Here is a 23,773-nt window from a genome sequence, read left to right on the forward strand (position 1 = left end):
GTTACGTCTACTTTTGTCCAGTGCAAAATCTGTTATGGCTATTCCACAAAAACAGGAGTTTACGCTTGAATAAGGCAGGGTTTTCTGGAAAACCGCAAAACTCATCGAATGACCTTGGTGATGATATTCCAGTGGCTGTACGTGATACACCTGTTGCAGCACGCAAAATGTGGTTGCAACCCCAAATTATCCTGATTGGCGGAGTGGTGGGATTTATCCTGCTGGCTTTAATTAGCGGCTTTTTGTTTTTCGTCACTGCACCCAAAAAAATCGCCGATTCTCAACCTTTACCAGCTACTTCTACTCCTCCGACTCCCGCACCATCTAATAATTCTAGCGATACTATATTAGGGCATTTTCCTTACCCAGAAGCGCCTCAGTCAGAACTAGTAACCATCTCCGCAAATAGGGGCATTAGAATGCAAAAATCTGCTGCCCAAAAGTTTGAGGAGATGGTAGCAACAGCCCGGAGTGCAGGTGTAACTTTAGTGCCAATTTCTGGCTTTCGCTCAGTTAAAGACCAGGAGCAATTGTTTTTTGGTGTCGGTGCCCAACGAAATCAAACACCAGCAGAACGGGCTGCCCTCAGCGCTCCTCCTGGTCATAGCGAACATCACACAGGTTATGCTGTGGATGTTGGGGATGGATCGGTACCAGCAACTAATCTCCAAACCAATTTTGACAAGACGAAGGCTTATCAGTGGCTGCAAGCAAATGCAGCACGTTTTAGCTTTGAAATGTCTTTTCCTAAAGATAATCTTCAAGGTGTGAGTTATGAGCCTTGGCACTGGCGTTTCGTCGGCGATCGCAACAGCTTGGAAATGTTCTACAAAGCCAGAAACTTGAAACCCGCTAAGATATCTCAATAAAAGTTGATCTACAAATTCCTATCTTTTTATAAAGGAGTTGGTTGACGATATTCTTTGAGTACTATAGTATTCAAAAATGACACACAAGATTATTGACTTATTTGCTGGTGCCGGTGGTTTGACAAAAGGCTTTCACATGGCGGGTTTTGAATCTCTATGTGCAATTGATGTAAATTCAAAAGCTTTGGCGACCTACAAGCACAATTACCCAAAAACTAAAATCATTCATCAGGACATACGTCAGGTTAGTCCTGATGACTTACGATTAGCGTTGGGCTTACGGCGAGAAGCACCAATACTCTTGATTGGCGGTCCTCCGTGTCAGGGATTTTCTAGAAATATTCCTGCCGGTTATCGCTACCTCAATGATTCCCGTAACCTGCTATATAAAACGTTTTTGGAATTCGTAGAGGAGTTTAGACCCCTTTATGTTGTAATGGAAAACGTGCCTGAAATCTTGAAAGCTTACAATGGCGTAATTAGAGAAGAAATCACAGAAAAACTTGAATCATTGGGCTATAAAGTTGTCTCTTCATCATTAAATGCTGCACATTATGGAATACCACAAACGAGAACCAGAGCTTTTTTTCTAGCTAGTCTAGATCGTTCCCTTCATTTTCCTGAACCAACACATATTGGTGATATTAGGAGTGACTATAGAACTACAAAATCTTCTAATCAGCTTAATTTATTAGAAGCAAATATTTCTCCACTTGTCACAGTCAGAGATGCGATTGGAGACTTACCACCACTAGATGCAGGACAAGACTATGAGGCTGAAGTTTATCCTTCTCCTCCACAAAGTACATATCAAGCGATGATGCGTCATGAAAGCATAAAAATTGTTAATCATGTTGCTCGTGCTTTGAGTCCAATTCAATTTTCGAGAGCTCGCGCTCTTTCTGAAGGACAAGATGCTAGGGACTTACCTTCTGAATTAGCTCCTAAGAAACACTATAGTGGTGCATACGGGAGACTTTACTGGGATAAACCAGCAAGAACTATCACCAGATGGGTTTTCCATCCCGGATCGGGTAGGTTTTTTCATCCTACTCAAGATCGAACAATTACAATACGTGAAGCTGCAAGATTACACTCTTATCCAGATGATTTCCACTTTTTGGGAACATATACTGATATGGCTTCTCAAATTGGCGAATCTGTACCTCCCCTACTAGGTAAAGCGATCGCTTCATCTATTCTTCAAGCTTATCCCCAGAAAATTGGGTATTGATTTGATCTTGCAAAGCAGAGAGAACTGTCTCCACATATCGATCAAGGGTAAGACGAGTTCTTTCAACTGTAATACGAACCGCTTGTGTAGGAATAGTTCTAGCTCGAAAAAGTTGTTTCTGATTTTTATACCAAACTAATTCTATTTTGCCTGCAACGCTTCCCTGTAGTCCAGCCCCTAATCCCCCAGTAGTTCTATCTACCGTCCAAGCCCAAGAAAAGGTATTTGGGTCAAGAGGATTGAGTGGAAACTCGCAGTAAATATACTCGTAGCCTTTGATAGTTTTCAGTAATATGCCTTCATAACTATTGACAACGCCCTGTACTGTCTGATTCAAAATAATCTTCTCGTTCCAATGTTGGATAATGGCTGATCCAAGCTCGTTAGGCAGGGATTGCTCAGTCAGACCAGGAAAACCCAGTTGTACAGCCTTCTTGATGACATCTGCTCTCTGAATGACAAACAAAAATGAATTTGTAAAGTTGAGGCTATTCAGTTGAAGGGATTTGAGTGACCAACCAGTTTTAGTCACCAAGTCAACAGCATCATAGAGAAGCTTACTACGTCCCAAAGCGGGATCTGATAAAGGAATATCCTTAACATAATGAAAAATTGCTTCCCACGTATAATCTTCTATCGAGCCGATGACTGGAGATGCAATGGTAGCAATAATAGCTTGGCTTAATCTTTCAATCTCGTTGTCCGTCAACACTGAGGCTTTCCTCTACAGCTTGTAAAAACTCGCTCATTGTCATATCTAAAGCATTGGTAATATGGCTGAGAACTCTAACAGATGGACTTTTTAGCCCTCGCTCAAGCTGGCTAATATAAGTCCTGTGCAGACCTGTCACTTCTGCAAGATACTCCTGTGACCAACCTTTTTCTGTGCGATGACGCTGTAGTTCTAGCCCTAAAATTTGGTCTAGTTTACTGGGCTGCATGAAGAAAAAGCCTAATATTTTGAATACAAAAGTTCTACAGACTAAAGTATTCAATTGATAATATAAGCTCATTTCTTCCATTGCCTTGCCCAAAGGCTTTTTGAATTTTGAACACTAGTGGTCTGTCCCATTAGTTCACAGGGTTAGCAGAGTCAGGAGTAATTAGTTTTACTCCCTCTCCGCTAATGGAGGCTTAAGCACTAGTTCCGTAAGAACTGGACAGTAGTATTCAGCAATTTTTTTAGCGATCGCATCTGGTCGGGAAATTTTATCTAGATTGCAAAGTAAAATCACGGTAATTTTGTCATCAATAAAGCGGGTAATGTTACTTGCAAATCCTAATATCGAACCATTATGACCAACTACTTGGCGATCGCCATAATTGAATACCCACCAACCTAAACCTGCAACATATCTCAATTTTTCCCTATCATCGCCCTGATTTGGAAAATGAGGAGTCCACATCAAATCAAGGGTTGATTGCTTTAGCAAAGTTGCACCACAAAGCGCCTGTTCCCACTTCACCATATCTTCTACACTGGAAAGTTGACCTCCAGCAGAATAGGTAACAGAAGGACTGTAGTAAGGTTTGTTAACGAGTTTGCCGTTTAGCAACCGATAGCCAGCAGCCCGGTGTGGAATTATGTCACTGGGATTATTCATCACAGTTGCATTCATTCCCAAACGAGCAAAAATTCGTTCTTGCAACAAATCTTCATAAGATTGTCCAGTTACCTTTTCTAGGATCAAACCCAGTAGATAATAGCCTGTGTTGTCATAGGCGCTAAACTCACCTGGTTGGAACTTGAGGGGTAGGTGAGTAACTAAAGCCAAAATTTCAGATTTCGATAAATTAAGATGGGTAATTTCCCAGTAGTTTGGGGCATCGGTATAGCTGGGAATTCCAGACTGATGAGACAAAATATGCTGGATTGTGACATTTTGCCATGTTATAGGTAGATCGTCGAGATAGTCTGCGTAGTTTACCGCCGCAGGCATCGCATCTTCTAGCGAAATTATTCCTTCTTCCACCAGCATTATTGTGGCTGTAGCTGTGAAAGTTTTACCAACAGAAGCAATTTCATAAACTGTCTGTTCAGTCGCTGAAACAGAGTGTTCAATATTCGCCAGCCCATAGCCCTTAACTAAAACAGGTTCATTTTCCTGCACTACGGCCACAGAAAGTCCAGGAATCTGGTTTTGACTCATTGCGGCTCGAATATAGTCGTCAATCACAATTGACCTCATTTTTGTATGGAGATGAGAGGCACAGGAAAATAATCAATTCCCAAGCCCCAATTTCATGCTTTCTTCGGCGTTGGTTTCTGATACTTACCTGGATACTTGCGCTGAAAATATTCTTCCATAATTTGTAAGATCATTGGCGCAGCAATGCTACCACCGCCACCGCCGGAATGTTCTGCAAATGCCACAATCACAAATTCTGGCTGTTCAGCAGGTGCATAAGCACCAAACCAGGCGTGATTTTGCTTAATACGTCCCTTCCAGGCTTCGGCAGTACCACTCTTACCCGCGACTGGGGGAACTGTTGGCTGCTTCAAAGCCTTACCAGTCCCTTCAGCTACGACTTTCCGTAATCCTTGCTGGAGAACACTAATGGTTGTCGGCCTCATATTTAAAGATTCTCGCCAGCTTTTTGCTTCTTCATTGTCTTTAAGCAAATGCGGCTGGACTCTATAGCCACCATTTGCGGGCACGGCAAACATGATGGCGACTTGCAGGGGTGTAGTTTGTAAAGCACCTTGACCAATTGACATATTAATGCTGTCTCCTACAGTCCAAGGCATCTTCCAAGCTTTCTGCTTCCATGTCTCATCTGGCACTAAACCTTTTGCCTCTTCGTTGGCAAACTCAAAGCCGGTTTTTTTACCAAATCCATACTTGCGAGTCCATTCTATTAAAGTCGGGCCGCCGACTCCCCGACCAATTTGATAGAAAAAGGTATCACTACTCCACTGTAATGCACCGACAAAGCCCAACGGCCCGAATCCCGCGTGATTCCATTCACCAAATCGGGTACCGCCAAAACTTAAGGAACCGTAGGTTTGCAAGACTGTACTAGGAGAAAATTTACCTGATTCTAGACCAGCTGTGGTAGTGACAATTTTGAAGGTACTAGCAGGTGGAAAGGCACTGAGGGCGCGATTTACCAAGGGATGATCGGCACCTTGTACAGTTTCCCAATCTTTTTGGCTGAGTTTCTGCTTCGAGAAAATATTGGGGTCAAAAGTGGGGTGAGATACCATTGCTAAAACGGCACCGTTCTTTGGGTCAAGTGCCACGATCGCACCGTCGCGATCGCCTAAAGCTTTTTCTGCTGTTTTTTGCATATTTAAATCTAAGGTCAAGTGCAAATCTTTACCAGGCTTCGCCTGCTTCTCACCCAAAACCCTGAGTGGTCGACCTGCACCATCGACTTCTACCTGTTGACCCCCCCATTCACCTCGCAGACTTATCTCATAAGCTTTTTCAACTCCCATTTGACCAATCACATCACCTAATCGGTAGCCCTCCTGCTTCTTTTCTTTTAACTGGTCGGCGGTCAGTTCTCGCGTATAACCTAATACATGAGCTAATTCCTTGCCGTGGGGGTAGTAGCGAACGGCTTCTGTATGAATTTCTACATCTTTAAGTTCTGTTTGATACTCCTTCAATGCCGTAATTTGTGCTTCATTCAAGTTACGAGCAATCCGTATAAGTGAAGAAGAGTTAGCGCCTGCCTCTTCTAATTTCTTCTCCATCTCTTCTTGGGGAATCTCAAGAATTTGAGATAGACGTGCCCCCACAACTGACCATGCAGGCTTAGTATGTGCCATCGGCCACAAATATACAGAGCGAGGATAGCGAGTACTGGCTAAAAGTTTGCCATTACGATCAAAAATATTACCCCGTTCTGGTTGTTTGGGAATCATCCGAATTCGATTTGACTCAGCTCGTTTTCGGTGGCTTGCTCCTTCAGTAATTTGCAAATATGCCAAACGAACACTGATTCCCGTCAGCATTAATAGAGTAAATATAATTAAAAATATCGGCTGAAAACTCTGTCCAACTGTACGTGTATTTTTTTGCCCGCCAAGTGGAGATGGTTTTAATATAGTCATAAGGCCAAGAAGATTTCAAAATTAAGATTATCTGTAAACAACTCTGCTCAATTCTTAGCAGGTATTTAATAGCAAACTAATTGGTAATGATTAATTGTTTTCAATTGATACCATAAGCTCATCTCTTCCATTGCGTCGCCCCAAGGATTTTTGAATTTTGAACTTTGCACACTACTAGTACAGTTCGGCGTAAATAAACTACCCATTCCAAATGAATAAAACACTTACGCTGTATTCATTTTTAATTTTTAATTTTTAATTCCGCCTTGCGGTACTAATCCCCAGTGCCATGTCCTGAATTCTGAGTTTTTGCGTCTGATGGATCAGGCTGAGATTTTTTATACTTACCTGGATACTTGTGCTGAAAATAAGCTTCTAGCACTTGTAAAACCATTGGCCCACAAACAGTACCGCCATGTTCGCCAGAGTTCTCACCAAAAGCCACAACCACAATTTCCGGCTTATTACTAGGGGCATAAGCACCAAACCAAGTATGATTTGGGCGGCCAACACCAGCTTCAGCAGTGCCACTCTTCCCAGAAGCTGGGGCAATTGTCGGCACGTTCAAGCGCTTACCAGTACCCTCACTCACTACCCTCCGCAGTCCATCGCGGAGAACTTTGATCGTTGTCGGCTTCATATTTAACGATTCTCGCCAACTTTTTGCTTCTTCATTGTCTTTGAGCAAATGCGGCTGAACTCGATACCCGCCATTAGCAGGGACAGAAAACATAATCGCCGATTGTAGCGGTGTTACTTGTAAAGCACCTTGACCAATTGACATATTAATGGTGTCACCTACAGTCCAAGGTGTCTTTAAAACTTTCTGCTTCCATATTTCATCTGGAACCAAGCCTTTTGATTCTTCGTTGGGAAATTCAATGCCAGTTTTTTGACCAAATCCATATTTGCGGCTCCATTGAATTAAAGTTGGGCCACCAACTTTTCTGCCAACTTGATAGAAGAAAGTATCACTACTCATAGCGATCGCTCTGGGAAATCCTAATGGGCCGAACCCGGCGTGGTTCCACTCACCAAAAGTCACGCCACCAACGGTAAGAGAACCAAAGGTCTGTAATATTGAGTCTGGAGAGAATTCGCCTGATTCCAGTCCAGCTGTCGTGGTGACAATTTTAAAAGTACTGGCAGGTGGAAAGGCACTCAAAGCCCGATTGACCAAGGGATGATCTTTACCTTGCACGCTTTCCCAATCTTTCTGGGAGAGTTTTTGTTTTGAGAAGATATTCGGGTCAAAGGTAGGGTAAGAGACCAATGCTAAAACAGCACCATTATTCGGATCGAGTGCTGTGATCGCGCCTCGCTGATTTCCTAAAGCTTTTTCTGCTGCCTGTTGCACATCCAAATCTATGGTCAGATGCAAATCGTTACCAGCCTTTGCCTGTTTCTCGCCCACAACCCGGATTGGTCTACCAGCACCATCTACTTCTACCTGCTGACCGCCCCATTCGCCTCGTAGCACTTTCTCATAAGCTTTTTCCACCCCCATCTGACCGATTACATCCCCCAGTCGATAGCCTTCCTGTTTCTTGTCATTTAACTGGTCGGCAGTCAACTCTCGCGTATAACCTAATACATGAGCCAGCTGCTTGCCATGAGGATAATAACGTACAGAATCTGTATTAATTTCTACTTCCGGGAGTTCGTTTTTATACTCCTTTAGTGCCGTGATTTCTGCTTCATTGAGATCGCGAGCAATTCGGATGAGTGAAGAAGAATTAGCACCTGCTTGTTCTAATTTCTTTTCCATTTCATCTTGCGGGATGTTGAGAATTTGTGCTAGACGCGGGCCGACTACAGACCAAGAAGGCTTAGTATGTGCCATCGGCCACAAATATACAGAGCTAGGATAGCGAGTACTGGCTAAAAGTTTACCGTTGCGGTCAAAAATATTACCTCGTTCCGGTTGTTTAGAAATCATCCGAATCCGATTCGCTTCGGCTCGTTCTCGGAGTTTTGGGCCTTCAACAATTTGCAAATAGGCCAGACGAGCCTCAATCCCAGTGGTCATTAAGAGGGTAAATACGATTAAAAATATTGATTGGAAACCACGTCCAACTGTACGTGTATCTTTTTTGCTGCCAATTGATGGGAATAAAGACATAAGACAAAGAATGATTCTAAGAGCGGTATTATCTGTATACAATTACCCTAAACTCATGCCCAAGACTGGGTATGAAAGAATCGGGCAAGTATATTCTTGAACAATTGTTTTTGGCGGATACAATAAACCAAAGTGTCAAATATAGTCTGCCCAATAGACTACTGACAAAGTTACGTAAGATCACGGCATTCTACTAAGGATTATGGCTCAAATTGTCATGCAGAATCAGAGGGGGATAACAACTTTTCAGCCACTTGATGTTGAACTGCGTAACGTGTTCAAGTTTTTTAACCAAGAACCAGCAGTACACGGAATAGACTTGGATGTCAGACAAGGAGAATTTTTTAGTATTTTAGGCCCCTCCGGTTGTGGCAAAACAACAACACTACGTTTAATTGCTGGCTTTGAAATCGCTGATGCTGGCAAAGTGTTGATTCAGGGTCAGTCTATGACTAATGTGCCGCCTTACCGCCGACCCGTCAATACTGTATTTCAAAGTTACGCTCTATTCAATCACTTGAATGTCTGGGATAACATCGCCTTTGGACTACGGTTAAAAAAAATCCACAAATCGGAAATTGAAATTAGAGTTCAAGAAGCTTTAAAGTTAGTGAAAATGGAAAGTTTGCGATCGCGCTTTCCCAGTCAACTTTCTGGTGGTCAACAGCAGCGAGTCGCCTTAGCAAGGGCTTTAGTCAACCGTCCCACCGTCGTATTACTGGATGAACCTTTAGGGGCGTTAGATTTAAAACTACGTAAAGAAATGCAGGTTGAGTTATCAAATTTACACAAAGACTTGGGAGTAACCTTTGTGATGGTGACACACGACCAAGAAGAAGCATTATCTTTGAGCGATCGCATTGCCGTCATGAACCAAGGCAAAATTGAACAAGTTGGCACTCCCAGCCAAATTTACGAACGTCCCCAGACATCTTTTGTTGCTGATTTTATTGGCGATACTAATTTATTTAGTGGTGAGATCGTAGCGGTAGATTCCTCTAGTATTAAAATTTCCACAAAAACAGGACTTTCAATTATCATTAGCCGCGCTGAAGATACACCATCTCAATTATCACAAGCGGTAGTAGTGAGTGTGCGCCCAGAAAAAATACAGCTTTCGCTTTATCCACCCAATTTGCCAGCTAACTGCTTTGAAGGGCGGCTTATTAATGTTATGTATTTGGGCACACACGTTAATTATGTTGTGGAATTAACAAATGGTATTAGGATAAATGTATTGCAACCTAATACTTTGGGTACTTTACCAGACAGCGACACGCCAATCTACGCTTGGTGGGCAGAAAATGATTGTTTAGCTATTAATCAATAGTTATAATAGTCTACTTTCTATAAGGCTTATTTTTGATTTTTGCGAAGCTAGGTACAACTCAAAGAGCCTTTTTTCCTGTTGCCTCTTAAGCCAAATAATTATGGCTACGCCACGCTGGACGAACAAAAATCAAAGCGCATTCCTATATAAAATTTAATAATGGAATAATACCTTGACCCTGTACTAGGAATATTAACCCATGTCAATTTTTAAAAGAGTTCCTTGGGTATCCCTGGCGTTAGTACTGCTTAGTTACAGTACCTTGGGCTGGGTAATATCTGAAACACACGCTCCTCTGTTTGTGTGGGTGCTGACTGTGGTTGCAATCTTGCTTTTAATAGTGACGTTGACCACTCCTTGGCCGAAAATGACCTATTATCTTAGGATTTTGCTTAAATCAAACGTCAGGTCTTTTGGTGTTGCTGTCTTAGCAGCTTTCTTATTTTTTCTGATGATTGCTTGGTTTCGGGTATTTCTTGATACTTTACTCATCATTTCGGCAACTATATTAGTCAGGATAGATTTCCAAAGAGCAGGTCTTAGAGAAGGTCTAGCTTTTTTTACTACATCTATCTTTTCATTTGCAGGTTTAGCTTTGGGTGCGCTAGTTTACGAGTTAATATATTCCCACTTTCTTGTAAAGCTATGAAGTATATTCAAAAAAATTAGGGATGTCTGTGGTTGGCTGCATCAAAGCTTCAAAACTGATATTTCTTACCTAAATTTTCGATAAATGAAGGCAGGAGCAGGAGAAAAACTATACTTCTCTATGGGACGCTATGTGAATAGACAAGCTCTGTTACCACTAATTTTCTTGCTTGCCCTTCCCCCTTCCCCCTGCTCCCTGCTCCCTTTCCCCCTGCTCCCTTCAAAATGCAGGCTGGTCAAATAGTAGTAGAGAAAGGAAAAAATCCATGATAAAAATGGATACCCAACTAGTAACAACTGCCTTTGTTGCCGATTCTCCTACTTCCTTAGCTCCTCCCTTAGTAGTTAAACCCCAACTACAGCCGATGACAGCAACGAGCAAACCAAAAATAAATCCTTTTAACAAAATAACAAACAAATCTGATGGGTCTAAAAAATTTCTGACTGATTCTAAAAATGTTTCGGGAATAATTTTGTAAAAGTATGAGCCGGCAAAAACTCCGCCGATAATCCCAGTAACTAAAGCCAAAATCGTCATCAAAGGCACCATCAAACAACAAGCAATTACTCTAGGAAGTACTAGATAATCAATGGGATCAGTTTTGAGCATATAAAGTGCATCAATTTGCTCAGTTACCCGCATTGCACCTATTTCTGCTGCAAAAGCAGAACCCACTTGTCCTGCCATAATACTAGCGGTTAAAATTGGAGCTAATTCTCTACAAAAAGCTAAGGCAAAAGCACCTCCTACAGCATTTTCAGCCCCAAATCGGACTAATTCTCTTGCTGTCTGAATAGTAAAAATCATTCCCGCAAAACCGCTAACCAGGAGAACTGGAGAGATGGAACCGGGCCCAGCAGTCACCAGATGCTGCATAATTTTGCGGTAGTAAGTTTTTCCCTGAATAAAATGTAGCCACACTTGACCGAAAAGCAGCACTGCCGCACAACAGCGTGCAATCTGAGATTGCTCAAAATTTGTTTTTAGTCGCAATTTTATCGTCCTTAAGACTGGCTTTTTTTTGCAAATTATTGTTATATCAATTTTTCAAAATAAAACTACAGACAAAAATGCTGGAAACCCAGCTAGATGTAATCTGGCTTTCTCAATTACGTAGATGCACGAAGTCCGGCTTCCCGCAAGATATTACGAATTGGTCTTAGGGTATGGTACATGAACACCATCAAGTTTGAGACTTTTATGCTCAATACAAATTGTCTATAGGACTCACCTATAGCTGGTATTTTATTTTTACGGAGTTCCTAATGTTAAATGATTTTTTATGAACAGGATAAAAGTAAGAATATTTATGTTGCTATTGATACTAAGCTTATCCGTAGCACATCCAGCTTTTGCATCAATGTGTCGCAATTACGATTTCTCCAACGGGCTACGCCAACACCACCAGATTTGCATTCTCAGCATCAACCGAAGTGCTAAAAACTATTGGGAATATAGGGCAACCGTTAGTGTAGATGGAGTAAAAAGACCCACCGAGGTTTACAATTGCCGGGAACGAGTCAAGGTTCAACAAGGTGGAGGTGTTTTACCCTTTAAGCAAAAAGACCCTGGTGAAATGATATGTAGCTTTTTTAATTCTTCTCGGCGGTAAACACGCGCCAGATAATAAAGACTGTAAAACCTAGATAGGTGAATACTGTTAACCATTCTTGCCAGCTACCAAATCCATTATTCATCAGCAAAAGCCGGAAAATCAATATTCCTCAATCCTACACTCTGGCGCTACCAGTCGGTTGCTGCTTGGAAGAGAAAGGAAGACTACTCAAAAATTTTTAGCTAATTTTCCGAAATCGATAACAGTCAAGCGGTATCCCTAATTAGAGCATCGATTTTATACTGAACTTCTATAACTAACCTTTGGGCAATATAGCCCCATGTTTCAACTCAAAAACCCGGCCATCATGACCGGGTTTTTGATGTTGAGATAATTAGACTTAGGGATGATTAACAAAAAGATGTAGACTCAATAAGACTTGCAACAGGCTAACGCAGAGCTACAGAGAAACAGATAAATAAGACTTTGAGAGATTTTTTGTGTAAGTTCTCAGTTGCCATTGAGCAATTCAGCAGCACTTCTTGAAAATATTTGCGTATTAAATAAAACTATTATTCAGAAACTTTTAAGCAAATTTATCGGTCTGGTTCTCCAAATTCTGCAAAAATTTAGCCAATGTCATCTTCTGCTCAAGGTATTCCCGGATTACCCGATTTGACGCATCCGATTGAGCTTGTTCAATTTGGAACCCAGGCGCTCAAAGCTTCACTGTTATTAGTATTTTTGATCGTAGCTTTAGGAGTTGCGATCGCACTGATAAGTTTTTCCCTCCGTCGCAGCCAGCCAGAACAGCTTATATTCATCGGTGAATGGGCTGTTGGTTATTCTCAACTGTTGCGCGGATTACAGCATTTAACTTTAGTATTAGTTCTCTTAGTACCGGGATTTTTTCTCTGTTCAACTTTAAGCAATCGCTACCACTATTGGGAACAGGCAAAGGTAGCTCAAGTGGCTGAAAGTGTTGCAGGTGAAAAGCTCGAACAACTTGCCCCCCAAGTCCGCTACTCTATTCAGGAGCCATATTCATATAACACTCAAGTTGGCAACAAAATAGTCAAGGTAAATGAGACAAGACAAATTAACCGCTTCTTGAGCTTGGCTGGTTCGCAAATTCAAGTCAAGCTTGACCAAAGCGTAGATGTTTCAGGTCGTAGCTCAATTTATCGGGCAGATTATACTGCCGATTATAAAGTAGTTAACAAACTCAAGGATATTAATAATTTTTTCTTTGAAGCACCGCCACCCAACGGCTACACACTTCTTTCTAGCTACAAAATCGAGCGTGATGGAACAAGATTGCAACAAATCAATCCAGAAGACTATGGTTTTCCCTTCCGGCTGCAACCAGGAGAAGAAACTACCTTTCGAGTTACTTATCAGGCTAGAGGCGGGCCTCGCTGGGTTTATAGTGCAGGGGGACAAATCCTATCTAACTTCCGCCTCATAGCAATTGCTAACTTTGCTCCGGCTAATTTTGCCAGTGGTATTGAACCTGACGATATTAAATCTGACGGACGTAGTACGCAATTTACTTGGAAATTTGACGAGAATGTTTCAGTAAAAAATCCCTTTGGAGTGTTTACCAACACCGAAACAATTCGTCATACGGGGGTAATTCCGCGTCTTTTATTGCTAGCACCAGCAATATTTTTGTGGTGGATCTTGTTGTTATATTTATCACTACCAATGAGTTTCAGAAATGTTGCGATCGCTGGTAGTATTTTCTTTGCTTGTCTATTGATTTTGACCTATCTGGCTCGTGTCATCAATGCTCAGTTGGCTTGGACGTTAATTTCCATCATCTTACTGTTTTTGACATGGGGATTGGGAGCTAGTCGTAGTGCTTCCCTGGCTGCTATTATCTGCACTATTGCTGGAGCAGTATTACCAATTTTTGGATTATTAGTACCATTTAGCGGCCTCACCCTTAGCGTAGCGGGTTTGCTTTCAGCTGTTTGGCTAGCAGTTCGTCACTGGTATGGCTGGTACAGTTTGCATCCACAAGACCAAAGATTGTAGGGCTGTAGAAAAATGCTAAAGATTAGTAGATTTCGCTATGATTAGCGAAGTTTTAGCAAACAGCATTTATGGATAACGATTTACTGGCTTTCTTTGCGGGTGCTGGGTTACTCGTCCTCTATCTTATATTTTCAGCATTGACTGAGATGGGAACTAAACTACCTTGGAAGAAATAAGCTGATAGGGCGATAGAGTTACTAAAAAGTTACATTTTTCAACCTGATTGGGCTTGGAAAAAGGAATAAACATCCTTTAGGCTGAGTTAATATACTTATTTTTCGACAGCAAGCCAAATGCGCGATCCACAAAAGAACCAGATAAAAATCGAGCCGGCAACCCTCGTATTAATTGTGTCCCTACTAATACTCTTGCCTCTACTATTTGTTGGTTTTTTCTCGCAGTGAGCTAGTGAGGAATACTCAACATATATTTTACCGACGTGTTCTTGAAATGCGAACGAGTCGGATTTTGTTTTGCCGTGCTATCTTAACGCTATTTTCTGAATCGCTACTGGTAAAAATTTGGAGTTTTCTAGACGCGATAAATCGCCGTCTCTACAAGTGTTTTGGTATTATCTGAACTCTTGGTGGAGAAAGCCTGGCGCGTCTACGAGAATTTTTATAACTCAAATAAGATTGCGATCGCAATCTCAGAAATCCCCTGACAGTAAATTGTAATCATAACTACACCTTGATTTACGATCAAATTGATGCTAGCTAAATTACCACTACCTGTATTCACACTTCTATTAGGGCTTGCCATAACTCAAACCTTTGGATGCACAGCAGATAAAAAGAATTCAGCGATCGCTCAAACTTCACCTCAAGAAATCGTCCAACCAGGAGAAGTTCTGGCTCTACCAGGTAAGTTGGATACAATACCTGTTTTTAACAGCAATAGCCCAGAATGGGTTAAAACTGAGGGTATTTTACTTTCTACCTTTCCTACAAACGGTAAAAAAGTTCCAGCAGCGCACCTCAATTTTCCTTTTCAGGGACGCTTTGATTTATTTGCCCACCATTACAGCCATACTCCCAAGGATTTACAAACGCTATACCTGGGCGTAATTGTACATAACCCTGGTAAAAAAGCTGTAACAGTAGATGTGTTGCAAGCAGCGAGTTACTTGATGCAAGATGCACCATTTGTTACTTTGCCACCCTACGTAGAAAATAACGATGGTAAAGCTTATTCAGGGCCAGGCGATCGCGCTGTTGGTGATGTACTCCGAGGTGTTCGACAAGCTGATTTTCCCGCAAAGCTGATAATTCCACCAGGGCAAAGCCGGATGTTGCTAAATCATCCGATTCCTGTACGAAATCTAGAAAAGCCTGTGAATGGTCGTTCTAGCTTTATGCGGTTGCGTAGTAGCGATCAAGTTTATGCGGCAAGTTTGGCAATGTTTGCCAAGAAAAATTCTGAGAATACAGAACGCGCACCGACTCTTGCAGAATGGCAAGCTTTACTAGATAACGGGAACTTCGCCGGGCCGCGAGATAAAACCCCGACTCCTCCAAATGCTACCAGTGGCGCACTGATTTATGGGCGTGTAGCTGGTGTATCACAAGGTTCCCAGTGGCAAGCAAAGTTGCTGGATAATCCTCAAAGCACAAATCTGACTATTCCCCAACGCGGTAAAGCTATTTCTTATGTTTTAGATACATTACGGAGTGGTCGATTGGGTACTCAACAAATCCAAACGGCCAAAATGCTGGTACGTTATCCAGATACGGCTTATGAAGCACATGGTAATTATGGGGTGGAATATAAACTCACCTTACCTTTAAGCAACAATACCAACCAAAATCAAACCGTGACTGTTACTTTGGAAACGCCTTTGAAGGAAGATAAATTATCCCAAGGTGGTGTACGTTTTAGGAAACCATCCCTAGATTTTCCTTTCTTCCGTGGTACGGTGCGGCTGCGTTACTTCGATGATCAAGGTCAACAAAAGACACGCTACGTACATCTATGGCACAGAACTGGTCAGGTATTAGAACCATTGGTACAGCTTGTACTTCCACCTTCCAGTAAGCGGATAGTACTGGTAGATGTGATTTATCCGCCAGATTCGACACCACCCCAAGTCCTGAGTGTAAGAACTTTAGACAAGTGAAGAGTTAGTTAATAATTCGTAATTCGTAATTATGAATTACTTTAGGAATAGGGATTTGACTTTTTAAGCCATCCGGGAAAGACCATAAAGACATTTTCAAAATGTGGATTTAAATCCTTTAATTTACGATAAAATTTCATTTATGGAAACTTCTGGAACTCTTGCTGGTTTAGATATTCTGGTAGTTGAGGATGATAATGATACTCGCTTTTTCATCACTACTGTGTTGGAAATGGATGGAGCAAAAGTTATACCAGTAATATCAGCAGATGCGGCACGCCAAGTATTATCCGAATTGGAGCCTGATGTTTTAATTTCTGATATTGGGTTGCCAGGAGAAGATGGCTACACTTTCATCCGCAAATTTCGTGCGCTCAAATCTAAGAAGTGTGGACGAGTCCCAGCTATAGCTTTAACAGCTTATGCTGATACTGAGGCTCGTATCCGTGCCTTGGAAGGTGGGTTTGACACTCATATATCTAAACCCGTCGACCCAGACGAACTAGTTGAGATAGTAGCTAACTTGGTTGCTTCTTGTAATTGGTAATGATTGTAGTGCTGGATAAAGTGCGCTAACAGTAACTTAACGCACTATTTCCACTTGAAAACTACTTAGGTAAAACCTGCCGCAGCGCTGCTAAAAGTTGGTCAACACTTTCCTTACGACTATTAAAGCCCATCAATCCGACGCGCCAAACTTTACCCGCTAGTTCGCCAAGACCACCGCCAATTTCAATATTATGTTCATTGAGTAATTGCCGTGCCATCGCTTTCCCATCTACTTCTGCTGGAATGCGGACAGTGGTAAGGGTTGGTAGTCTATACTCTTGCTCAACGTGCATACTCAGTCCTAAATTCTCCAACCCTTCCCAGAGATACTCTACGTTTTTTTGATGACGCTGCCAGGAATTTGCTAGCCCCTCTTCTGCCAGCAAACGTAATGCTTCCCGCAAGGCATAATATAAATTAATCGGTGCTGTGTGGTGATAGGTGCGTTCAGCGCCCCAATACTTACCAAGTAACAACATATCCAAATACCAGTTTGCAACCTTTGTTTGGCGCTGTTGCAATTTCTCAAATGCACGCGCACTCATCGTAAAAGGCGAAGCACCAGGCGGACAACCCAACCCTTTTTGGCTACAACTATAAGCTAAGTCAACTCCCCAAGCATCCAAAAATAACGGAACGCCACCTAAACTTGTCACAGTATCCACCAACAGCAAAGTGCCAAATTCATTGCACAAATCAGCAACTCCTTCCAATGGTTGCCTTGCACCGGTGGAAGTTTCGGCATGGACTAAAGCTAAAATAGCCGGACGATGAGTTTCTAGGGCAGTTTTGAGTTCATCAAGTTTGAAGACTTGTCCCCAAGGCTTGGTAATGGTTCGGACATCAGCACCATACCGTCCAGCCATATCTACGAGGCGATTACCAAAGTAACCAGCTACACCAATCAAGACTACATCGCCAGGTTCAACAGCATTAGCGATGGTTGCTTCCATTGCGGCTGTTCCCGTACCACTGACTGCAATGGTAAGTGGGTTTTCTGTCTGCCATACGTAGCGTAGCAACGATTGAATTTCATCCATGAGGGCAAGAAAAGCTGGGTCAAGATGCCCAACTGGTGAGGTATTCATTGCCTGGAGAACTGTGGGATGGGCATTGGAGGGGCCAGGCCCTAACAGTAGACGGGATGGAATTTCTAGCGGTGTGAGTTGCAAGCGTTCGGAGTCGTTGATTGAAATTGTTTGCGTCATAATCTGTGTTCGCCTAGACCATACTTACCGGATCATAGAGCGAACGCATCACCGATGTTTTAGAGAATCTGTCATTTGCCAGAAGATGCGATCGCTGCAAAGCATTACAGTGGTTCAAGTAAATATGTGAGAGTATACTTATTCACTTACCAGGAGACGTAATTATGGTTTTTGCTGGCAAACGACCAAATAATTTAGGTGTTAGCAACGGTAAATTGGCATCTTGTCCTAACTCTCCTAACTGTGTTTCCAGTCAGAGTGCAGATGCAGCCCACAAAATTGAACCGTTAACTTTTACATCTACCCCAGAAGAAGCGATTAATAATCTTAAAGAGGTTATTCAGTCCTTACCAAGAACTAAAATCATTAGCGAAAGCCAAGATTATTTATATGCAGAATTTAAAAGTGCTTTACTGGGATTTGTGGATGATGTAGAGTTTTATCTAGACCGGAATACTAACGTGATCCAAGTGCGTTCAGCTTCACGCTTAGGTCAAAGCGATTTGGGTGTCAATCGTCAACGAATAGAGACGATTAGAGCCAAACTGAACTAATTCGGAGTTCGTAATTCGTAATTAGTTGAGTGTTATGGCGCTTCTCGAATGGAAGCAATACATTTTAACCTCTCTTTTAAAAAGGTACAGTGTACACAAGTTGGAAATAGTAGTCTGTAAAGGAACAATTGAGGAGTACATTCTCTTTTAGGGCGGCGATTTAGGGACTTCCAGATAAAAAAATACCCAAAAAACTGACGAAAAAAACTCTCTTCTCCTCATTCCTCTGTGTTCTCTGTGTCTCTGTGGTTCGTTTATTTAGCTAATTTATTTCTTGGAAGTCCCTTATCGTGTCTCTCTAACGTGTCAGTCTTTCAGACGCGATAAATTGCGTCTCTACATGAGGGCTTTCTGGATCTTACTTGTGTTTACACTGTAGCCTTTTAGGAGAGAGGTTTTGAATCTTACTCCCCAACGCTAGTAGAAAAAGGGCTGGGGTTAGGTCTGTATTTCATGCAATTGAGACTTACAGAGAGATTAAAATTACAAATTAAATGAAACTGGATAACATCTGCGATCGCAATATTTGTGAAACTTAATGTGTTTAAAAACTTTGACCCTCGACCCAGACTAATAATTTCTGTCGCACTCGCTGTATTAATTTCAGTAATACTTCCACGTTGGCTGCACTTAGCAACTCGCATTCTGTGCGCTTGGAACTTTGGTGCTGACTTTTTCTTAACCGTAACCTGGTGGAAGATGATCAAAGCTACCCCAGAAAAAATTCGCCGTTATGCTGAGAATGAATATGAAGGACATTTAGCTATATTTATGCTGGTGATAGCTGCGGCTTGTGCTAGTGTTTTAGCCATCGGGTTTTTGCTAACTGATAAAAAAGGGTTATCAACAATTCTGCTTATTCTACATGTCATACTTGCAATTATGACCATTGTCGGTTCCTGGTTACTAGTGCATACGATGTTTGCAGTGCAATATGCACATAGCTATTACAAATATATTAATCGTAATAATAGTGAAGAAATCGTCGGAGGTTTAGATTTTCCTCATAACGACTATCCAGACTATTGGGAGTTTTTATATTATTCATTTGTAATTGGTATGACTAGTCAAGTTTCAGATGTGGAGACGAGATCACGCGATATGAGGCGCTTGACTCTGTTACATAGCATATTATCCTTCTTTTTTAATACCACAATTTTAGCAATGAGTATCAATATCATTGCATCGCTGATTTAAAAAGTATAGCTAGAAAAATATACACAGGAAATGCTAATTGAACAACATGAAATTGCTATTCGTCTAATGGAAGATGAAATATATGATTATCAGTTGATGGCAAAATGGTTAACTGATACACAAGTTTTGAAATTTTATGAAGGAAGAGATAATCCTTTTGATTTAGAAAGAATTATAGAAACATACAAACCGATGATTAAGGGAGATGACCCGGTTGTTCCGTGTCTGTTCTACTATCAAAATATCCCCATTGGTTATTTGCAGTATTGTGCCCTCAATGACTTATCCCAAACCGATAGACAATTGTATCATCTCGATCAAACTGATTATGTCTACGGAATTGACTTATTCATCGGCGAAACCGACTATTGGAACAAGGGAATTGGTACAAAAATCTTGTCAGCAATTATCAGTTATCTTTTTGAACAGCGACAAGCTCATAAAATTGTCATAGATCCTCATGTTGACAATCCTCGCGCAATCCGTTGCTATGAAAAATGTGGTTTTGTCAAAGTAAAGCTATTACCCGCCCATGAACTACATGAAGGAGAATACTCAGATTGTTGGCTTATGGCAATAGACCAAAAGAATCCACTGCACTCCTAATTTATGACTCACAACTGGTAAGTTGGGATGAGATAATGTTACAAAATTAACTTGCGTTATTCCAGTCACTGAGTAACTCATGTTGTTGTACAGTTTTCTTGGATTGGCGGAATGGTACTTTAGGAGTACCAATACTAATGCCAGGAAAAGACTGTTTTTTTGTCTTGCTGGGTCTATTTTCTTGTGTCGTTGTGAATTGTTGGGTTTTCATTGGTAAATCAATTTCTAATTAAAATCTCAGCACCAATTTATAACACCAATTTTCAAACGGCAACTTTCACTATAGGTAGCTTATTTACTACAAATATTCACAATCCGATCGCTAGTAACTGTGAATTCCTGCAATTTCTGAAAAATTTTGACCGCCCTTATTTAGCCATTACCGCTAAATTCACCACCGATTCAGGAAATTGACGCTTTAATGCTGGAAATACTGGGCAAGGCGCTTGTTCTTGTAAATTCTCCGGTTTACTCCAAGTAAATGGGGCTTTCTGCGCTGCTGACATCCATACCAGACGCTTGGCCCGTGTCATCGCAACGTAGAGTAAACGGTACTCTTCAGATATTTTCAAGTGCTTTGCTTGTTCCCATGCTTGCGTAACATCTGGTATGGTAGATTCCCCGTGGAGAGCAGCCCGAATTTGGGCGCGGGCTACTTCTGATAAGGTAAAATCACCTAAAAACTGGCTTTGGGGAGGAACCCAAAATCTACCAGGAATCAAGTTTTCGTGGAGAAAGGGAAGAAATACATAGTCCCAATCTAGCCCTTTGGCTTTGTGCATGGTAATAATGGTCAGTTGACCGCGACGAGTGTAACGTTCTTCCGAATCTTCCGTTTCCACTGGTTCAAAACGTTCGGAACTGACGATTTCACTTAAAGTTGACAGCATTCCCCCCATTGAACTATTGCCAGCTATCTGCTGGTTTACCCGTTCTGCAAGTTTGTCAGCAGTTGCTAATTCTGCCTGGTCGTAATTTAAAGTCAAGGCGAGAAAGGAAATTAATTGGTACAGGGGCAATTCCAAGCGGGCGCGAAGTAAATTGCGGCACAAGCGTGCAGCTTTTTGAACTGTTTCTGGCTGGGGTGCTGCTAGGGGGCCAGGATACAAAAATTCTTCTGGGAGACTAGCAAGGGCGTTGAGGTCTTGGGTAGGAATTAACTGGCGCTGTACTAATGCTTCTAGTGCAGCTTTGAGGTAATCGGGGGAGTGGGGGCGATCGCAAAATTGCAGCAATGCTAAAATCTCTTGGGGAACATGGGAACGGCGATCGCGTTCTCCCACATCATAAAGTGTAATATTATGCTCTTTGCACACAGATGCTAGAGCCTCTGATAACCATCTTCCTTGGCGATTTTCTCGCACTAAAATCGCTGCACTATTTTGTGTTGGATCTTCGCCAAATAACTCAATTACTCTTTGAGATAACAATTCAACGGTGTGATGAATGTCACGCGGGGTATAAAGTTCTAACCCCTGTCCTATTGGTGCTGGGTTAGCGTTCTTTTGTGGATCGCCTGTTTCAACAGGGCGAATTGTCTGCAAGCGAAATGGTACTTGTCGGTTGTCAGGAGTCTGTTGTCCATTATTGGTTTTTGCTAAGGATTGATTATTGATCCATTTGAGGGCAAAGTTAGCAGCTTCAAGAATAATTCTCGTACTGCGACCAGCTTGATCCATCGTTGCCAATCGTTCGATGCGATCGCACTCTTCGCAAAATTGCCGAAAATAAATTGGATCGGCTGGGGTGAAGGTAGAGTTAATTGCTTGGTTGGGGTCGCCAACTCGGACTAGATTTAGTGCTGAGTGCTGAGTGCTGAGTGCTGAGTTAGGAGTTAGGAGTGGTGAATTCTCTGGCTGATATTCCCAGTTACTCGCCAAAATTTCTAGCAGTTGCGTCTGTAGGGGGCTAGAATCTTGGGCTTCATCTTCAAAGACGGCGAAAACTTGGTTTTGCTCAATGCGACGGGCGCTGTCGTTTTCTAAAACGCGCAGTGCGGCTAAAATCATATCGTCGTAATCGATGAAGTCACGCGATCGCATTAAGTTTTGATATTGCTCATACAATCCCGCCGCTACGCTCAAAATTGTATATTCGTCTGTGGTTTGTTTACTCCACTCCCGCAGTTTTTCTGGCGATATCCCCGAACTTTTTGCTTCATGAATTACCGTATTCGCCAATTCCGGTAAGACTTCTGTTCGTAGCACCGATTGACGACGCAACCTTTCTGTCTCTTCTCCGTCAAATTGATGACCTTCTAATAACCGCAAATATATTCCGGGATTATTCGCAATCCATTGTTCTACAGCGCTTCGGATAAAGCGATGACTTTGAGTTGGTGTAATTAATGTGACATTTTCTAACTGCAAACCGGATAAATCCGAATGGCGGCTAGCAATATTTAACGCTAAACCATGTAGAGTATAGACAAAAAATCCCGTCTGGGGTAGAGATAAATCATCTCGTAAGAATTTGCGAATCTTCGCTTTAATATTGGCAGCAGCAGAACGAGTAAAGGTGACGACTACCAAATGACGACGCGAGGATGGGCGCGACTGGGCATAACGTTCATATTGACGGGCGATCGCGATCGCCGCCGCCGCCGCCATCCCAGTAGATTTGCCTGCGCCAGGAACGGCAGAAATAGCCAAAGGGCCAGATCCCCAGTCAGCCATTTGTTGTTGTCCAGGGCGTAGACTGTTGCGGATTGCAAGAATCTTCTCCCCCAGGTTAGAAACAGGCGATCGCTCAGACAATTCTGAATGGAGTGATTGAGCTATAGGAGTAGTAAATTTAGAGTCTGACATATCAAATTTTATATTTGAAAGAATAATTCTCTAAGCCAGAATTCGCAATTCAGCCATCTTAATGTTAGATTAGCTTAATTTGATATCTTTCTAAGCTCTAACTAACCAGAAAAATAAATAAACATGAAAATTCAAAAAATAATTACACAAGGTCTTAGCTTATCTAATAATGCTATCTCCTATCATGTTAGTCAGGAGCTAGCAGCTATTTATCCTAAAAAAGCATTGGTAGAAAGTAATGATAGTTCTTTCAATTTAGAAAAGTACGCTGAGGCAAATTTTTGCAAAATTAAATATGATAATCATATCCATAACCAGACACTTACTGGTTGGAATGGCATGGATAACGAGATTTACAAATATAATGAAAATGCCAGATTTCAAGTTTCATGGCAAGGAAATAAACTTGATGTCGTCTTAATGAGTTGGAATGAAGGTTATTGTAAAACTCGTTATTCTTGGATTTTGGCAGATAGTTCAGAAGTAGCTGAAAAGTTTTTCGCCGCAGTTTGTGAGTGGAACTCAGAAATTCGTGATGAACTGTTAGTTTTTGAAGATGGTTACTGGGATAAAAATCCCGAGCTTTTTCAATCTATTCAAAGCTCAACTTTTGAGAATCTAGTTTTGCATAAAACTCTTAAACAAGATATTCAAGATGACCTGATAAACTTCTTTGCCTCCCGCGAAACTTACGCAAATTACAGTGTTCCTTGGAAACGTGGCATTTTATTTATTGGCTCACCAGGAAATGGAAAAACGCATACGGTGAAAGCGTTGATTAACGCTCTTTTATGTCTCTGGTGAGAGAAAAATGCTCTGATTTGCTGAGATTTTTGAAACTCCTTGAAGGCTGTGAATAATGCAGACGCTGCTA

Annotated in this window: 21 protein-coding genes; 12 read left to right on the forward strand and 9 right to left on the reverse strand. The window is 41.7% G+C overall.

Annotation, left to right across the window (positions count from 1 at the left end; genetic code table 11):
- Window positions 1–65: 65 nt before the first annotated feature.
- Window positions 66–869 carry a M15 family metallopeptidase gene (locus tag V7K69_RS29240; protein ID WP_335041033.1) on the forward strand — a complete coding sequence of 268 codons (804 nt, stop codon included), beginning with the start codon at window positions 66–68 and terminating at the stop codon, window positions 867–869.
- 76 nt (window positions 870–945) lie between these two features.
- On the forward strand, window positions 946–2,103 hold the full coding sequence (locus V7K69_RS29245) for a DNA cytosine methyltransferase (RefSeq protein WP_335041035.1): 1,158 nt from the start codon (window positions 946–948) through the stop codon (window positions 2,101–2,103).
- Here the strand turns inward: V7K69_RS29245 and V7K69_RS29250 are convergent.
- The 5 genes from V7K69_RS29250 to mrdA (V7K69_RS29270) all read right to left on the reverse strand — a co-directional run bounded on the left by V7K69_RS29250 (window position 2,066) and on the right by mrdA (V7K69_RS29270) (window position 8,288).
- On the reverse strand, window positions 2,066–2,815 hold the full coding sequence (locus V7K69_RS29250) for a hypothetical protein (protein WP_335041037.1): 750 nt from the start codon (window positions 2,813–2,815) through the stop codon (window positions 2,066–2,068). The two genes, V7K69_RS29245 and V7K69_RS29250, sit on opposite strands and share 38 nt — an antisense overlap.
- Complete coding sequence (locus V7K69_RS29255) at window positions 2,793–3,044, reverse strand: helix-turn-helix domain-containing protein (protein ID WP_335041039.1); 252 nt, start codon at window positions 3,042–3,044, stop codon at window positions 2,793–2,795. The genes V7K69_RS29250 and V7K69_RS29255 overlap by 23 nt, the downstream gene beginning before the upstream one ends.
- Before the next feature lie 168 nt (window positions 3,045–3,212).
- Window positions 3,213–4,280 carry a serine hydrolase domain-containing protein gene (locus tag V7K69_RS29260; protein WP_335041041.1) on the reverse strand — a complete coding sequence of 356 codons (1,068 nt, stop codon included), beginning with the start codon at window positions 4,278–4,280 and terminating at the stop codon, window positions 3,213–3,215.
- A 65-nt stretch (window positions 4,281–4,345) separates the two neighbouring features.
- Entirely contained in the window at window positions 4,346–6,166 is a 1,821-nt protein-coding gene (gene mrdA / locus V7K69_RS29265) for a penicillin-binding protein 2 (RefSeq protein WP_335041043.1), read from the reverse strand.
- A 274-nt stretch (window positions 6,167–6,440) separates the two neighbouring features.
- The gene (mrdA, locus tag V7K69_RS29270; protein WP_335041046.1) at window positions 6,441–8,288 is read right to left on the reverse strand and encodes a penicillin-binding protein 2; all 1,848 of its coding nucleotides are present in this window, start codon (window positions 8,286–8,288) and stop codon (window positions 6,441–6,443) included.
- Between the two features lie 202 nt (window positions 8,289–8,490).
- Here mrdA (V7K69_RS29270) and V7K69_RS29275 point away from each other — a divergent pair, with 202 nt between their 5' ends.
- Both V7K69_RS29275 and V7K69_RS29280 read left to right on the forward strand, forming a co-directional pair.
- Window positions 8,491–9,618: an ABC transporter ATP-binding protein gene (locus V7K69_RS29275; RefSeq protein WP_335041048.1), complete on the forward strand. Its 1,128-nt coding sequence runs from the start codon at window positions 8,491–8,493 to the stop codon at window positions 9,616–9,618.
- Window positions 9,619–9,817: 199 nt separating this feature from the next.
- A complete protein-coding gene (locus V7K69_RS29280) occupies window positions 9,818–10,267 on the forward strand; it encodes a hypothetical protein (protein ID WP_335041051.1) in 450 nt (149 codons plus the stop codon).
- Window positions 10,268–10,486: 219 nt separating this feature from the next.
- On the opposite strand, the gene V7K69_RS29285 is transcribed toward V7K69_RS29280, so the two are convergent.
- Window positions 10,487–11,260, reverse strand: a complete 774-nt coding sequence (locus V7K69_RS29285; protein WP_335041053.1) for an MlaE family ABC transporter permease — start codon at window positions 11,258–11,260, stop codon at window positions 10,487–10,489.
- Window positions 11,261–11,576: 316 nt separating this feature from the next.
- Here V7K69_RS29285 and V7K69_RS29290 point away from each other — a divergent pair, with 316 nt between their 5' ends.
- From V7K69_RS29290 to V7K69_RS29305, 4 genes are all read left to right on the forward strand, one after another.
- Window positions 11,577–11,879: a hypothetical protein gene (locus tag V7K69_RS29290; protein WP_335041055.1), complete on the forward strand. Its 303-nt coding sequence runs from the start codon at window positions 11,577–11,579 to the stop codon at window positions 11,877–11,879.
- 579 nt (window positions 11,880–12,458) lie between these two features.
- The gene (locus tag V7K69_RS29295; RefSeq protein ID WP_335041057.1) at window positions 12,459–13,862 is read left to right on the forward strand and encodes a hypothetical protein; all 1,404 of its coding nucleotides are present in this window, start codon (window positions 12,459–12,461) and stop codon (window positions 13,860–13,862) included.
- A 709-nt stretch (window positions 13,863–14,571) separates the two neighbouring features.
- Window positions 14,572–15,978: a DUF3370 domain-containing protein gene (locus V7K69_RS29300; RefSeq protein WP_335041060.1), complete on the forward strand. Its 1,407-nt coding sequence runs from the start codon at window positions 14,572–14,574 to the stop codon at window positions 15,976–15,978.
- Between the two features lie 142 nt (window positions 15,979–16,120).
- Complete coding sequence (locus V7K69_RS29305) at window positions 16,121–16,525, forward strand: response regulator (protein WP_335041062.1); 405 nt, start codon at window positions 16,121–16,123, stop codon at window positions 16,523–16,525.
- Between the two features lie 61 nt (window positions 16,526–16,586).
- Here the strand turns inward: V7K69_RS29305 and V7K69_RS29310 are convergent, their stop codons facing one another.
- Window positions 16,587–17,735 carry an alanine--glyoxylate aminotransferase family protein gene (locus tag V7K69_RS29310; RefSeq protein WP_335041065.1) on the reverse strand — a complete coding sequence of 383 codons (1,149 nt, stop codon included), beginning with the start codon at window positions 17,733–17,735 and terminating at the stop codon, window positions 16,587–16,589.
- A gap of 164 nt (window positions 17,736–17,899) precedes the next feature.
- Between V7K69_RS29310 and V7K69_RS29315 the strand changes: the two genes are divergently transcribed.
- The 3 genes from V7K69_RS29315 (at window position 17,900) to V7K69_RS29325 (ending at window position 20,092) form a co-directional block, all read left to right on the forward strand.
- A complete protein-coding gene (locus V7K69_RS29315; protein WP_335041068.1) occupies window positions 17,900–18,289 on the forward strand; it encodes a DUF1499 domain-containing protein in 390 nt (129 codons plus the stop codon).
- Window positions 18,290–18,817: 528 nt separating this feature from the next.
- Window positions 18,818–19,486 (forward strand): DUF1345 domain-containing protein, encoded by a 669-nt coding sequence (locus V7K69_RS29320; protein ID WP_335041070.1) that lies wholly within the window; start codon window positions 18,818–18,820, stop codon window positions 19,484–19,486.
- Between the two features lie 30 nt (window positions 19,487–19,516).
- The gene (locus V7K69_RS29325) at window positions 19,517–20,092 is read left to right on the forward strand and encodes a GNAT family N-acetyltransferase (protein WP_335041072.1); all 576 of its coding nucleotides are present in this window, start codon (window positions 19,517–19,519) and stop codon (window positions 20,090–20,092) included.
- 46 nt (window positions 20,093–20,138) lie between these two features.
- Here the strand turns inward: V7K69_RS29325 and V7K69_RS29330 are convergent, their stop codons facing one another.
- Both V7K69_RS29330 and V7K69_RS29335 read right to left on the reverse strand, forming a co-directional pair.
- Window positions 20,139–20,303: a hypothetical protein gene (locus tag V7K69_RS29330; RefSeq protein ID WP_335041074.1), complete on the reverse strand. Its 165-nt coding sequence runs from the start codon at window positions 20,301–20,303 to the stop codon at window positions 20,139–20,141.
- A 157-nt stretch (window positions 20,304–20,460) separates the two neighbouring features.
- Window positions 20,461–22,899 (reverse strand): ATP-dependent helicase, encoded by a 2,439-nt coding sequence (locus V7K69_RS29335; RefSeq protein ID WP_335041076.1) that lies wholly within the window; start codon window positions 22,897–22,899, stop codon window positions 20,461–20,463.
- A 123-nt stretch (window positions 22,900–23,022) separates the two neighbouring features.
- On the opposite strand from V7K69_RS29335, the gene V7K69_RS29340 reads away from it, so the two are divergent.
- A complete protein-coding gene (locus tag V7K69_RS29340; protein WP_335041078.1) occupies window positions 23,023–23,703 on the forward strand; it encodes a hypothetical protein in 681 nt (226 codons plus the stop codon).
- The last annotated feature ends 70 nt before the right edge of the window (window positions 23,704–23,773 follow it).

Origin of the sequence: Nostoc sp., assembly GCF_036917775.1 — a bacterium.
Classification (GTDB): Bacteria; Cyanobacteriota; Cyanobacteriia; order Cyanobacteriales; family Nostocaceae; genus Nostoc.

What these genes read in the sequence shown, in the direction of transcription:
- V7K69_RS29340 (WP_335041078.1), top strand. Translation starts at nt 23,023, where the DNA reads ATGAAAATTCAAAAAATAATTACACAAGGTCTTAGCTTATCTAATAAT.
- mrdA (WP_335041046.1), bottom strand. Translation starts at nt 8,288, where the DNA reads ATGTCTTTATTCCCATCAATTGGCAGCAAAAAAGATACACGTACAGTT.
- V7K69_RS29335 (WP_335041076.1), bottom strand. Translation starts at nt 22,899, where the DNA reads ATGTCAGACTCTAAATTTACTACTCCTATAGCTCAATCACTCCATTCA.
- mrdA (WP_335041043.1), bottom strand. Translation starts at nt 6,166, where the DNA reads ATGACTATATTAAAACCATCTCCACTTGGCGGGCAAAAAAATACACGT.
- V7K69_RS29245 (WP_335041035.1), top strand. Translation starts at nt 946, where the DNA reads ATGACACACAAGATTATTGACTTATTTGCTGGTGCCGGTGGTTTGACA.
- V7K69_RS29310 (WP_335041065.1), bottom strand. Translation starts at nt 17,735, where the DNA reads ATGACGCAAACAATTTCAATCAACGACTCCGAACGCTTGCAACTCACA.
- V7K69_RS29290 (WP_335041055.1), top strand. Translation starts at nt 11,577, where the DNA reads ATGTTGCTATTGATACTAAGCTTATCCGTAGCACATCCAGCTTTTGCA.
- V7K69_RS29275 (WP_335041048.1), top strand. Translation starts at nt 8,491, where the DNA reads ATGGCTCAAATTGTCATGCAGAATCAGAGGGGGATAACAACTTTTCAG.
- V7K69_RS29300 (WP_335041060.1), top strand. Translation starts at nt 14,572, where the DNA reads ATGCTAGCTAAATTACCACTACCTGTATTCACACTTCTATTAGGGCTT.
- V7K69_RS29325 (WP_335041072.1), top strand. Translation starts at nt 19,517, where the DNA reads ATGCTAATTGAACAACATGAAATTGCTATTCGTCTAATGGAAGATGAA.
- V7K69_RS29255 (WP_335041039.1), bottom strand. Translation starts at nt 3,044, where the DNA reads ATGCAGCCCAGTAAACTAGACCAAATTTTAGGGCTAGAACTACAGCGT.
- V7K69_RS29305 (WP_335041062.1), top strand. Translation starts at nt 16,121, where the DNA reads ATGGAAACTTCTGGAACTCTTGCTGGTTTAGATATTCTGGTAGTTGAG.
- V7K69_RS29315 (WP_335041068.1), top strand. Translation starts at nt 17,900, where the DNA reads ATGGTTTTTGCTGGCAAACGACCAAATAATTTAGGTGTTAGCAACGGT.
- V7K69_RS29295 (WP_335041057.1), top strand. Translation starts at nt 12,459, where the DNA reads ATGTCATCTTCTGCTCAAGGTATTCCCGGATTACCCGATTTGACGCAT.
- V7K69_RS29280 (WP_335041051.1), top strand. Translation starts at nt 9,818, where the DNA reads ATGTCAATTTTTAAAAGAGTTCCTTGGGTATCCCTGGCGTTAGTACTG.
- V7K69_RS29330 (WP_335041074.1), bottom strand. Translation starts at nt 20,303, where the DNA reads ATGAAAACCCAACAATTCACAACGACACAAGAAAATAGACCCAGCAAG.